At 41.4% G+C, this 12571-nt stretch carries 12 protein-coding genes and 1 pseudogene; 3 read left to right on the forward strand and 10 right to left on the reverse strand.

Annotated elements, in window-relative coordinates:
• Nucleotides 1-77 precede the first annotated feature (77 nt).
• Both R7F07_RS10605 and R7F07_RS10610 read left to right on the forward strand, forming a co-directional pair.
• A pseudogene (locus R7F07_RS10605) lies at nt 78-407 on the forward strand (LysR substrate-binding domain-containing protein); the annotation flags it as partial.
• A 295-nt stretch (nt 408-702) separates the two neighbouring features.
• Nucleotides 703-915: a hypothetical protein gene (locus tag R7F07_RS10610; RefSeq protein WP_005376260.1), complete on the forward strand. Its 213-nt coding sequence runs from the start codon at nt 703-705 to the stop codon at nt 913-915.
• Nucleotides 916-1005: 90 nt separating this feature from the next.
• Here the strand turns inward: R7F07_RS10610 and R7F07_RS10615 are convergent, their stop codons facing one another.
• The 10 genes from R7F07_RS10615 to R7F07_RS10660 all read right to left on the reverse strand — a co-directional run bounded on the left by R7F07_RS10615 (nt 1006) and on the right by R7F07_RS10660 (nt 10856).
• Nucleotides 1006-1395 (reverse strand): universal stress protein, encoded by a 390-nt coding sequence (locus R7F07_RS10615; RefSeq protein ID WP_017634770.1) that lies wholly within the window; start codon nt 1393-1395, stop codon nt 1006-1008.
• Between the two features lie 873 nt (nt 1396-2268).
• Nucleotides 2269-2430, reverse strand: a complete 162-nt coding sequence (locus tag R7F07_RS10620; protein WP_005376257.1) for a YoaH family protein — start codon at nt 2428-2430, stop codon at nt 2269-2271.
• Nucleotides 2431-2471: 41 nt separating this feature from the next.
• Nucleotides 2472-3593, reverse strand: coding sequence for a conjugal transfer protein TraF (locus R7F07_RS10625; RefSeq protein WP_053349901.1), 1122 nt, complete (start codon nt 3591-3593; stop codon nt 2472-2474).
• 60 nt (nt 3594-3653) lie between these two features.
• Nucleotides 3654-4535, reverse strand: coding sequence for a DUF2861 family protein (locus R7F07_RS10630; protein ID WP_053303637.1), 882 nt, complete (start codon nt 4533-4535; stop codon nt 3654-3656).
• Between the two features lie 6 nt (nt 4536-4541).
• Nucleotides 4542-5204: a response regulator transcription factor VxrB gene (gene vxrB / locus R7F07_RS10635; protein ID WP_005376251.1), complete on the reverse strand. Its 663-nt coding sequence runs from the start codon at nt 5202-5204 to the stop codon at nt 4542-4544.
• Complete coding sequence (gene vxrA, locus R7F07_RS10640) at nt 5179-6633, reverse strand: sensor histidine kinase VxrA (RefSeq protein WP_025767766.1); 1455 nt, start codon at nt 6631-6633, stop codon at nt 5179-5181. Before vxrA ends, vxrB begins: the two co-directional genes overlap by 26 nt.
• Before the next feature lie 155 nt (nt 6634-6788).
• The gene (gene pntB / locus R7F07_RS10645; RefSeq protein WP_206969441.1) at nt 6789-8165 is read right to left on the reverse strand and encodes a Re/Si-specific NAD(P)(+) transhydrogenase subunit beta; all 1377 of its coding nucleotides are present in this window, start codon (nt 8163-8165) and stop codon (nt 6789-6791) included.
• Between the two features lie 8 nt (nt 8166-8173).
• A complete protein-coding gene (locus R7F07_RS10650) occupies nt 8174-9730 on the reverse strand; it encodes a Re/Si-specific NAD(P)(+) transhydrogenase subunit alpha (protein WP_054579595.1) in 1557 nt (518 codons plus the stop codon).
• Nucleotides 9731-10164: 434 nt separating this feature from the next.
• Nucleotides 10165-10446: an HlyU family transcriptional regulator gene (locus R7F07_RS10655; RefSeq protein ID WP_005376244.1), complete on the reverse strand. Its 282-nt coding sequence runs from the start codon at nt 10444-10446 to the stop codon at nt 10165-10167.
• A gap of 41 nt (nt 10447-10487) precedes the next feature.
• Entirely contained in the window at nt 10488-10856 is a 369-nt protein-coding gene (locus R7F07_RS10660) for a late competence development ComFB family protein (RefSeq protein WP_053303639.1), read from the reverse strand.
• A 253-nt stretch (nt 10857-11109) separates the two neighbouring features.
• On the opposite strand from R7F07_RS10660, the gene R7F07_RS10665 reads away from it, so the two are divergent.
• Nucleotides 11110-12348, forward strand: coding sequence for a GGDEF domain-containing protein (locus R7F07_RS10665; protein ID WP_031777241.1), 1239 nt, complete (start codon nt 11110-11112; stop codon nt 12346-12348).
• Nucleotides 12349-12571 lie beyond the last annotated feature (223 nt).

Consider the following 12571-nt stretch of genomic DNA (forward strand, 5'->3'; position numbering starts at 1 on the left):
GAATCTAGCCCAGATATAATCTGACAGGCACCGAGTCGAAAAGTGGGTAACTGTCAGATCAGGTCTGAATTAGTACAAGTAATGCCAACAACAAAACACTATTAATCTACAAACATCATTCGAATAAGGAATCAATTAAAAATCAATATACTGATGTTATCGAAGTTGATAACACCTCTATTTTAATAAACTTTGTTTCTGAGGGAGTTGGGGTTGGTGTCATTCCAAACTATCTTGTTAAAAGTAACTATATAGACAAAAACATCCGAATATCGCAAACTTTTGATATAGAACGTTCCATGTATATTGCCTACCCTTATCAAAACCCTTTGCCAAGAAAGCTAGCTGAGATATCTACTTTTATTCGGTCTGAGTTATCACAAGTATTGAAGAGTGAGTCATTTTAGGGCGGTTGTTCAGATTTAGAATTTTGCGTTGTCTACTCAACTAGGCCTAACGCTAATTTTTGTAACATATTATTTCAGCGGCATTTATTAACCCCCCATCTTTATGCTTGCTATCACAATGTGGGATGCTCTTCCGCTTTGTTATCAAGGTTTTGCGTGGAATAAATCACGTGGGGTAAATGATAGATTGACTTACATTAAAATTTTCATCAAAAGCAACTTTATATAAAATTGATTTCATACCAATCTATGTGTATCTTCTACCCATATCCCCACAATAACCAAGGAGAATGCCATGGATAAGCTACTCGCGTCTGCATTAGAAATTAAGCAGCGAACTATGGTGACTGGCTTTTTTGCTAGAAATGGATTCAAAATCGCTATGACCGATTTTGATGATGTCACTTTTGAGCGAGAAGGCGTGCAAGTTAACGTACATTTTGATCTGCAGTCAAACGCGGAGTCTGCATCTGTTTTATCTCATGAGGCATCAATCATTCCTGGCTAAAAACTTTTATTATCACCGATACACCAAGCCGAACATAAACGTTCGGCTTGTTAGTGACAAAAAATGATGAGTGCGAACAAGAGTTGTCGATCACTCGTCTAAATAGACGATTAATAAATCAGCTTCAACCTCGTTCACAACCTTTGGTATCGATGAAAAAAAGCGACTCAATAAGTTGTGATGATGACCACATACAACTAAGTCTATCCCCTCTTTTTTGACGATTCCCGATAGTTTTATATGAAGATCGCCGATTACTACCATGGTCTCGTTTACTGGATATAAGCATTTATCAGCGAGCTCTTGCAGCCTTCTTTCCAATTCTTGCTCTTCCTTCGCTTCCATGACTATGCGATCAACATCTACGTAAACAAATGAGAGTTTGCTGCTTGAGTTATCTGCTTGCATTATTGCTTTTTCGATAACGGCTTGGCTAGATTGAGATAAGTCGACAGCAACCAAAACGTGCTTATAACCCATCATTCCTCCCTAGGTTAGTTTTTGTTCTCATATTAAGTCTAGTCCACATAGAGCGAACACAACATCAAAACTACTGCTACATGATAGTTAAAGGAGTTTAGTGTAAAACAGGCAAATAGTTTTCATTACAACCTTGTTGCTTCCTCTCATCCAAAGATCAACGATGTTTTTCCAATTTCTTCTCTAATTATCGGACTATTTAACAGGAAGGATGCCAGGAAACGTTACGTTGTAATGCGCGTTACTGCTCTTGATTTCTACTACTCTTGAGGATTCATATTACCCACTTCAACGTCGCCTAGTTTAGTAAAACTACTTTAGATTAAGCATATTCAATATGTAACGCTCCGCTCAAATCCAGGAGACGTATTTCGGCTAAAAAAGCAGATCAATAAGATGAATTTCGATTCATCTATTACATATGTCTGCGAGTGCTTACTGTTCTTATATCGCTTATTTAATAACTCTAGTTTAATTATCGTTATAAGTTACGGTGTCTCTTTTTTCTTTTTTTAGCATAATCTTCTGTCTGAGAACGAAGCTCTCTTGGGCTTTGTAATTAAATTACAAGATCAATCGCGACCAATATGGTTGGCAGATTAAAAGACCGAGGTAAACAATTGATATAATAGAGTTTAACTTATAAGTTCTTTAAAAAATGCCTAACTACCTGCACTGTGTAAGCCAAGGTTAATATGATGAGGTAAAATTTTACTAACCCGCTATTTAGTTTTAAAGGTAATTGCACAAGATTACAATCATAGAGGTATAGTAAATTTTAGTTACAGCGTAACCAGGGTGGTGTTTGGGAGTGTAAAGGAATAGAAAATAGAAAGGCAAAAAAACAGGGCGTATGCCCTGTCCATGAATTGATTAGTTTTGTTGCTGTTGTTTTTCTGCGTACTCAGAACGAATCCGTTCGGCAACAATTTTGATAGCTTCTGCAGTACTTGTGCCCTTCGCCATCAATTCTTGAATTCTCTCTACAGCTTGTTGTTGTTCTTGGTGAGATAGAGGGGGTAAATCGTCAAACATAAAAAGCTCCTCATTTTGAGGAGCTGACTATAACGATTCAATTAATAGGTAGCAAGGAAATTAATGGATGCACCCATAGCGTTCTCGTTTGTGTACTGAGCTGCGATATCCAATTCGAACAACTTAAGTGGAGACAACCCGATACCAGCAGTAATGGTTCCTTCGTCCTTACTTCGAGCTAAGTTCTTCATATACCCTGCTCGTAATGCCATTTGACGCAAAATATCAAATTCAATACCAGCTCGAATCATTTGCGTATTATCATCAAAGGATGAAAAACGTTTTTCTTCGTTAAGATCGTAGTCAACACTCATCGTAAAGTAATCGGCAACAATCCCTGCCCCAACGGTGTATACAGGACGCATGCTATATTCGTATGATTTTATCGTATCGCTGCCATATTGGAATGATTTTGTTTTAACGTCTCTTCCGATCAAATTTTTCGCTGAAATACCGAGACGATATGGGCCAAAGAACCAAAGTGCGCCTGCGTCTAAGTTAAACATCGTTTCCGCGGTCTCATTTTCACGTAAGTCTTTAGTATCAAAATTCTGAAAACTCGTGGCGTATGAGTACGTGTATATACGCTGAAGTTTAGGAGTAACACCAAAAGAAAGGTGTTGGTTCATGAAATTAGTGTATTTAGCAAGTGAAATACCAGCTTCAGCCACGCCAATAGAAACACCTTGTACATAGCTATCATCTAATGGATTAGTACCTGAGGTATCAACATTTGGTTGTACGAATGATTCAGTGTATAGCTTACCGTATGCAGTTGCAGATAAGAATTTGTTGGGGATACCAATGGCAACGACACCACCAAGATCAAAGTCTGTCTTTTTCCCATCGATAGCATCCATCGATTTTTTGATTTCATCGACGTCTGTTAATTTGCTGATGCGTTCGATCTCATCAACTAGATCATATTGATCATCGTAGCTGCCACCAAAACTTGGCACGATCATGCCTGCATCGTCATTTCGACGATAAATCGCAGTAAGAGCGGGGTTGAAAAAAGGCGCAGTTAGATAAGTTGCTGATACGGTACCAACACCACCCATTGCATCACTACGAGCCTCTATCGCATAAGTAGCAGCAGAGGCAGCATTAGCGAAAAGAATAGTAGCAACAGAAGTGGCAAGAATTTTATATTTGTTTTTCATACTACACTTGTGATTTTAGTTCGTCCTGAACCTTTATCGGCACAAGTAGTATTTCTTTAACTATTCTTCCTGGGAAAGATCATAGGTTCGGCTAATAGTTTGAGCCTGCTCAACAATTATATCGCCCTGCCAACGGCGACTATTGATACTTACCGCCAATACGTATCTATCGTTTGGGACACCCGCTAGCTCCAATGAATTTGGATAGTTAGACTCGTAAGTCTTTTTCCACATTTGCTCGTACTGGCCATCAATGTAGTCATACAAACCGACTTCAAGTTGCGGTAATGGACAATGGGGATTACGAAGTGCGCTCTTTTCTACTTTCCAATTCTCTTTAGATGTCCAACGAACATATTGAGAAGAGTTTGAATCTCCAAGTATTACCCAAGTTCGATACTCTTGTTTATCAGTAGAAACAACGGTTAAGTGATATAAACCAGCTTCAAGCTTACCGGTTAAGTTATAGCGTTTCGAGTAACTACGCTCGTTGGCAAGTTCTGTCCCGTTCGGCTGTTGTTCATAGCTGAATGAACTGTCCGCGGATATAGAATCATCCACCCATCGATTAAATGAAATATTTTCGATGTCAGTTGTAGCTCTTAGCTTGATTACCAATCTAAATGTATCTCGCCCAGGGCTTTGAATAGTCTGACGAATAACGTTCACACCACTTATCCAATCAGGCAGCGTTACACCAGTGAGAGCCTTGCCACAGTTTTTAGATAGTGACTGACCAAGAAGATCATTAAGGTGAGGAGTCAAATCTTTACTTGGTTCCGTTTGCCAGAGTTCAACAAGAGAGTTGAACATACCCGCAAGATCATCTTCAAGTAAGTGTTGATGTGCCTGTGTTAAAGGCGTGTTAGTTTGAAACCAGTCCATTGCATGGACTGGTTTCACTAACGCTAATGAGAGAACTACAGGGAGTAGTATTTTCATTACGACTTATGCTTTCATCTTGTAGCCAACACCACGAAGTGTTTCAATTTCCAGTCCTGGCAGTTTTTGACGAAGCTGTAGTACATGTGTATCAACCGTACGTGTTGTCGGGAAGTGATTGTAACCCCAAACGTGGTCAAGTAGCTCATCACGAGTAAACACGCGACCTAAGTTTGACGCCAAAAATAGCAGCAAATCAAACTCTGTTCGAGTAAGCGTAATTAGCTCGTCTTTATAAGTCACTTCACGAGTCGAGCGGTCAATCTCTAAGTCTTTTGTAATCACTTTATCAGCGTTGCTTTGTTCTGCTGAATCCGGTGCTCGTAGCTGTGCACGGATTCTCGCAAAAAGCTCCGCCTCAGCAAAAGGCTTTGTTAAGTAGTCGTTCGCGCCGGAATCAAGGCCTGCAACTTTATCTTTTACGGTAACAAGTGCCGTTAACAAGATAACTGGTACGTCTTTAATCTGTTTCCATTCTGGGAGACATTGTACAGAGTCACCATCTGGGAGTTGGCGATCGAGAATTACCAAGTCAGCTTTTTTCCATTGTGGCTCTACGTCTGCAATACGCTCCACATGTAAACACTCATATCCTGCTTGTTCCAGGCTTACTAACAGGCCGTCAGCCAAGTTTTTATCGTCCTCAACGAGAAGCAGTGTCTGTTTCACAAGGTATCTCCAATATAAAAGTTGTAGGTGGTCCCATTAAGGACATTTTTCCGCCCATGCGGCCTACCATAGATTCAACGATTGTTAATCCAAGTCCTAACCCGCTCTTACTTACGAACGGTTTCTTCAAATTTGCCCAATCTTTAGCCGTTAGGCCTCCTGCATCTCGGACTTGGAATACTATTTTTTCTTCACTAGTTGAGACATCCAATTCAACCGGTGCGACACCGTACTTAAGCGCATTACGAAGCAAGTTATCGATACAAGTTCCTAACCAGTACACATTAACTTTAGCAGCCACATCTTCATTGATGTTAAAAAGCACGGCACTATCAAATTCTTCTTCGATCTTAAATTCTAACCAATCTGCAACGGATGGTACCCAGTCTGTTGCAAGCATTTGGTTATCAGATTGCAAATAATCTTTACTTGCTTCTGCCAATTGACGCAGGCGGCGCGTATCTTCACACAATCTGCGGAATTCGTCATACACACTTTCAGGCAAATGCTCGAACTCTCGACGAAAGCCTTCAACCGTTAGTGACAGAGATGCAATCGGTGTTCTGAGCTCATGCGTTAAAATTTGCAACACGAGCATTCTACTACGTAGTTCTTCTCGCTTGCTATTCCAACGGTACACCGCCCAACCAATCACCAAAAGAATATTGGCGATTACCAGTATGATCATACTGATCCGCAAAACTTGCGAGTGATCTTCTACATCCCAACAAATATTGCCTCGTTTAACAAAGCAACTTTTGCTTTGAGAGGCTAGAGCGTATGACAGACCCGCATTCGCTACGTTCTCTTGCCAGATATCTTTCTCGAAAACAAAGTAACGGTCACCACGTCTTAGCCAAAGTTCGTTACCTTCAATAAACATGCTCGCGCCTGCAATCAAAGCATTAATGGCGTCGTCATCCATGTTTTTCAAGCTTTCTAGCAACTCATCCCCTTCCTCGTTATCACGCTCTTTTATATGCATGTACTGAGATAGTTTGGGTTTGAGTTCTGGATACTTATCCACATAACGTGCCGCGTACGTCCCACCACCAGGGTGAATGAGACCACTACGCGAGAACCAACGAGGTGTCAGCTGCGTCCCTTTACAAATCGCTCTTGTAAATACTAAAGGCTCAGTAATTAAAGGACTTAATGGTAATTTGCCACGACAAGTATTCGCCAAGCTGTAAAGCTGTTGGATATCTTTTAACGGATAGTCAGACGTTTGCGGCAGAAGCGAATCTGGCGCAAGTAACTTGGTAGGATAATTTGATTGCAGAATACGAATATCGTACGACTTAAGAGCGACTTCATAGTTAAATAGCTCTGTAAACGTATCTATTCTTTCTGGTAGTGAATCGGAAAATGCAGGTGCCGAAAAAAGCGGCAATACAGTTGCAAAACCGAGCAAAAACTTTTTAATCAAACTGTTACCGTCACTTGTTACATTAGCCAAAACTATACATCAATCTACAAGCAATTGACATCTGCTAACAGAAGGATTTGCATTACTATAACATTGAAACGGAACAAAAAAGGGCCAGCGATTGCTGACCCTGTATAGTTTTAAATCAAGAATGGTTAAAGTGCTTTAAAAATAGACTCAACACTTTCTTTCGCATCACCAAATAGCATTGATGTATTTTCTTTGAAGAACAGTGGGTTCTGTACTCCTGCGTAACCAGTATTCATTGAGCGCTTGAATACCACTACGTTTTTCGCTTTCCATACCTCCAATACGGGCATACCAGCGATTGGGCTGTTCGGATCTTCCAGTGCGGCTGGGTTGACCGTATCGTTAGCACCGATAACCAATACGGTATCGGTTTCTGCAAAGTCATCATTGATTTCATCCATTTCAAGAACGATATCATACGGTACTTTTGCTTCAGCGAGTAACACATTCATATGCCCCGGTAGACGACCCGCTACTGGGTGAATCCCAAAGCGAACTTCAATACCTTGTGAACGAAGTACATCAGTAATTTCATGAACAGGGTATTGTGCCTGAGCTACTGCCATGCCATATCCTGGAGTGATGATTACTGATTTTGAGTTCTTCAACATCTCTGCAACTTCTTCAGCCGTTGTTTCACGATATTCGCCCTGCTCTTCGTCACCTGAAATCACTATCTCTTGACCAAAACCACCGGCAATAACACTGATAAACGAACGGTTCATTGCTTTACACATGATGTAAGAAAGAATCGCACCTGATGAACCTACCAAAGCACCTGTTACAATCAATAGATCATTTGCTAGCATGAAACCTGCTGCCGCTGCTGCCCAACCTGAGTATGAGTTCAACATAGAGACAACAACTGGCATATCAGCACCACCGATTGAAGCGACTAAATGGTAGCCGAATGCGAACGCGATCAAAGTCATCACAATAAGAGCGAACATGCTGCCATCTGCTTTTACGAAGTAGATCATAAGAAGCGTAGAAATAACAACCGCTGCGAGGTTCATTTTGTGCTTATGAGGCAGGTTAAGTGGCGACGAAGAAATCACACCACGCAGCTTACCAAATGCGACAATTGAACCGGTGAAAGTTACGGCACCGATGAACACACCCAAGAATACTTCTACAAGGTGGATAACATGCTCAGCATGTGTTGCTGCTTCTGGCGCATCTAGGTAACTGTTGTAGCCAACTAAAACCGCAGCTAAACCTACAAAGCTGTGTAGAATCGCAACCAGTTCTGGCATCTCGGTCATTTCTACTTTCTTCGCATAGAAAATACCGATCGCACCACCTATCGCCATCGCGATAATGATCCAACCAAAACCTTGCGCATCTGGGCTAAAGATCGTCGCTATTAGCGCGATCGTCATACCAGCGATACCGTAGTAGTTACCATTACGAGCAGACTCTTGCTTTGAAAGCCCCGCCAAACTCATGATGAAAAATAATGCAGCAACAATGTAAGCTGCTTGTACTAATCCTGCAGACATTGTGACTCCTATTTATCTTTGCGGAACATTTCAAGCATACGCTTGGTGACGGTGAAACCACCGAAGATATTGATACTCGCGATCAATACGGCAATAAAAGATAGGAATGAAACGACGCCATTACCTTGTCCAATTTGCAGTAATGCACCAACGACAATAATGCCAGAGATAGCATTCGTTACTGACATTAGTGGAGTATGAAGTGCATGGGTAACATTCCATACTACGTAGTATCCGACAACACACGCTAGAACAAATACAGTAAAGTGAGAAAGAAACGCTGCCGGAGCAACCGATGCTACCCATGCAAAGGCTCCAACAGCCGCTGCCACACCAATAATTTTCTTCGTTGGAGACGTAGGTTCTTCTACTTTAGGCTCTGGCTTTACAGGCTGTTCTTGTTTCACTTGCGGCTGAGCTGAAACCTGAATTGGTGGCGCTGGCCAAGTAACTTCACCTGCTTTCACCACGGTAACGCCACGGATAACAACATCTTCAAAATCAATATTGATGTTGCCATCTTTCTCTTTACAAAGCAGTTTTAGAAGGTTGACAAGGTTTGTCGCGTAAAGCTGAGAAGATTGTGTTGGCAAACGACCAACCATGTCAGTGTAACCAACAATTTTTACGCCGTTATCCGTCATGATAACTTGGTCTTTCACTGTATATTCACAGTTACCGCCATTAGCAGCTGCCAAGTCGACAATTACACTGCCCGCTTTCATGCTGTCGACCATTTCTTTGGTGATCAACTTCGGCGCAGGTTTACCAGGGATGAGCGCGGTCGTAATAATGATGTCAACATCTTTAGCTTGCTCTGCGTATAACTCTGCCGCTTTTTTGTTGAAGTCATCAGACATTTCTTTTGCGTAGCCATCCCCAGAGCCTGACTCTTCTTGAAAGTCAACGGTTAGGAACTCAGCGCCCATCGATTCAACTTGCTCTTTTACTTCTGGGCGGACGTCAAACGCACGGACAATGGCACCTAAGCTACCTGCAGCACCGATAGCCGCCAAGCCAGCGACGCCAGCACCCGCAACCAATACTTTCGCTGGAGGTACTTTACCGGCAGCCGTAATTTGACCTGTAAAGAAACGACCAAACTCATGAGCTGCCTCAACCACTGCACGATAACCAGCGATATTAGCCATCGAAGATAGCGCGTCTAAGGCTTGTGCACGTGAGATACGAGGAACGGAATCCATGGCAAGAACGTTAATGTTCTTACTGGAAAGTTGTTCCATCAACTCAGCATTTTGAGCCGGCCAAATAAAGCTAACCAGTGTTGCTCCATCTTGCAGTAACGCAATTTCGTCAATGCCTTGCTCATCATCCACAATTGGCGCATTAACTTTTAAAATAAGGCCAGATGCCCAAACTTCTTCACTAGAAACGATTTTCGCACCAGCTGCTTCATAAGCGGCATCATCGAAACTCGCTAGCACCCCCGCTTGGGATTCAATCGCGACATCGAATCCCAATTTTATTAACTGCTCAACCGACTTCGGCGATGCAGCCACTCGCGATTCACCCGCGAGTATCTCTTTAGGTACACCGATTTGCAAAACGCATACTCCTTGTATACATATCAATAAATTAGTCCCAAAACAGAGCGTCGCTCTACTCTAATTCTTTTTTATTTCTATCTGTTTACCACGCAAGACAATTGCAAACGAAAGATGATGTTTGGGGACACCCATTTGCACAATAACACCTTGACTAACAGCCCTGTTATTATTCTGTTTGTATCGAACGCGTCTCATTACTTCAAGTGTTTTGTAATTTAAATACTAAATTTCATTACATATAACGCTAAGTAATGAATGATTGTCACTCTGTGCACGAAAAATAACAACGCAACACCGTACTAGACTGAGGTCTAACCAGGTAACGATTAAATACTGACTTAACAGAGATTTAAGCGTTAAAAAGAAAGAGCCACTAGCATATACACTAACGGCTCTTTTTAAGATGACTGGAATCAAATTGCAGTAAATTGCTAGTCGAAGATTTTATCGCCCATTTGATCAATAAACATTTGAGATTTCTTCAACATAAGGTCATTGGCATCTTGCTCTGAGCCAAGCAAATCGGAGCGAATAAACCGATGTGTTTTCACTTCATCATTGTCATGCTTTTCTATTCGACCAGCGATGCGATATTGTCCGCCCTCTGAAAGGCTCTCTGGGTAAATAAGGAAACCTTTATATTCAACTGGTTCGATATTTTTGGCTTCAACCGTTTTCTCACTACCACCAAACAAACGCGAAAAAAATCCCACGATTCCTCCTTGGGTCAGCTCACTAGTCAACTGAGCGACTCTTACTTAATATTAACGTTAAGGATCGGTTTTTCATACCAATCCAACTCTTTGTCATCATCATAACTAGTATGGGAAAAAATTACAGGCACATCATACTCTCGGTTCTTACGCCTGTCTTCTTTCACCATTTCTGCGGCGTTTTTCACCGCTATATCCGCGCTTTGCTTAAACTGGCCTAATTTTTGTTCAGGAAGTGAAGACAAAAAATCAATATCATGACGGATATAGACAGGCTTGAGCTGGATAAGCGCAAGGCAAGCAATATCGGCTAACTGTTCGTTGTCATACTGTTCTAAAAATTCGGGCAAACTGAGAACCTGGCCTACTAAGGTTTCCATGTAATTGTGCACATCTGAGCTTATCTGCATCTGTAAATCTCCTTTTTCCTATGAAATGAGTATAGCAACGACTTGTTTATAACAACTTATTGATTGCTCTTAATTTAATCAATCTCTCTCTTTTTGCCGTAATGTCTTCCAAAATACTTGGGAAAAGGAACAAATAGACGTATTCTTGCTAGTTCTCAAAGTTCGAAATTCAATAACGGATAAATATCCATATTGATAAAACGATTTACCTAATCAATTATATAGTCAACTATTTTCAGGCAGTTTGTAATAGATGTCCTCATCGTCAATGACTTCATCAGGCTTCAGATTCTTATTCCCTTTTTTGCTACTGGGCATAGTGAGTTCGGGCATGGACAGCATTATTCAGATGACTCAGGCAAACTGGGGCATTGCCGCAAACTTGCCGTACATACTATTAGGTTGTGCGCTACTCCTTTGTTATTCATTTAAGCAAGGCAGAGAGTCCATGGTGTGCTTGGCAATGTTGCTAGCCTATTTCGTGATACAGCACCGCCTACAAGTCCCGCTTCAAAGTGGTACCGCTTTACTTGAGCTAACCATTTTAACCACGTTACTTCCTGTCTCGTTTCTTACGGTATTTTTGTTTAGTAAAGAAGGTTTTGACTCTAGAGCCATGTTGACTTACATCTTGATGTTAGCAATGTTCGTTCTTTGGTCTTATCTAACGCTAGCATATTACGTTGAAGGAGGGTTTGAACAATGGACAAGCGGTATTTTATTTATTGTACCTACGGTCTCTAAACTGCCTTTAATTCTTGTTTTATATTGCGTGGGTATTGTCTGTTTTCTTGGAATCCTTGTTTTAAAGAAGAATGAAATTATTCATGCGATGACCTACTCTGCCATGGTATTGGCGTCTGCGACGTTCATTTTCTTTGATGTGCAGTACATATCAAGCACCATGTTTACGCTAACAGGGCTGCTTATCATTATTTATGCCGCTTCCGCTAGCCATCAACTGGCTTTCACCGATAGCCTAACGCTGATTCCAAGCAGACGTGCACTTGATCTCGATCTAAAACACATGGGTAAGAAGTTCACGATCGCAATGCTTGATGTTGACCATTTTAAAAAGTTTAACGACACCTACGGTCACGATACTGGTGATGACGTTCTAAAAATGGTCGCTTCGCGCCTCACTAAAACCCCAGGCGGCGCAAAAGTTTATCGATTTGGCGGAGAAGAATTTACCATCGTTTTTAAAGGCAAATACGCTGACGAATGTAAGAACTTTTTGGAAGAAGCTCGCAAATCGATTGCAGAATACGAGATGATATTACGCGATGAAGAATCTCGCCCTGAGAACCATAAACAAGGACAAAAACGTCGTGGTAGCAACAGTTCGAAAAGAAAGTCGGTTTTTGTTACCGCAAGTTTCGGAGTTGCTGATAGCCGGAATGGGCAAGCTCCTCTGGACGTTATTAAATCAGCGGACGAAGCACTTTACAAAGCGAAAAAGGCCGGACGTAACTGCATAAAGCTTCGTTAGACCCTCACCAATCGTGAAAGTTAACAAGCTTGTCTGGGTTTAAAACAAAACCGAACTTCCCCATCAGCATAATAACTGCACTCATCGTTGCCACTATCCCGATGTTATCTATCTAATCAAAGGTATAAGGTATACGCCCGATTGCGACATTCCGTTCGCACTGTTTGCCTATCTTACTTTGAGTTAACTTTAAAAGAATTACCAAAACGTGACAACGCAACAA

The sequence above is a fragment of the Vibrio sp. YT-16 genome (genome assembly GCF_033337405.1).
Lineage (GTDB): Bacteria > Pseudomonadota > Gammaproteobacteria > Enterobacterales > Vibrionaceae > Vibrio > Vibrio alginolyticus.

Bases quoted from the DNA above. Each gene is read 5' to 3' on its own strand.
- R7F07_RS10615 (WP_017634770.1), bottom strand. From the start codon at position 1,395: ATGGGTTATAAGCACGTTTTGGTTGCTGTCGACTTATCTCAATCTAGC.
- R7F07_RS10660 (WP_053303639.1), bottom strand. From the start codon at position 10,856: ATGCAGATAAGCTCAGATGTGCACAATTACATGGAAACCTTAGTAGGC.
- pntB (WP_206969441.1), bottom strand. From the start codon at position 8,165: ATGTCTGCAGGATTAGTACAAGCAGCTTACATTGTTGCTGCATTATTT.
- R7F07_RS10625 (WP_053349901.1), bottom strand. From the start codon at position 3,593: ATGAAAAACAAATATAAAATTCTTGCCACTTCTGTTGCTACTATTCTT.
- R7F07_RS10630 (WP_053303637.1), bottom strand. From the start codon at position 4,535: ATGAAAATACTACTCCCTGTAGTTCTCTCATTAGCGTTAGTGAAACCA.
- R7F07_RS10610 (WP_005376260.1), top strand. From the start codon at position 703: ATGGATAAGCTACTCGCGTCTGCATTAGAAATTAAGCAGCGAACTATG.
- R7F07_RS10620 (WP_005376257.1), bottom strand. From the start codon at position 2,430: ATGTTTGACGATTTACCCCCTCTATCTCACCAAGAACAACAACAAGCT.
- R7F07_RS10665 (WP_031777241.1), top strand. From the start codon at position 11,110: ATGTCCTCATCGTCAATGACTTCATCAGGCTTCAGATTCTTATTCCCT.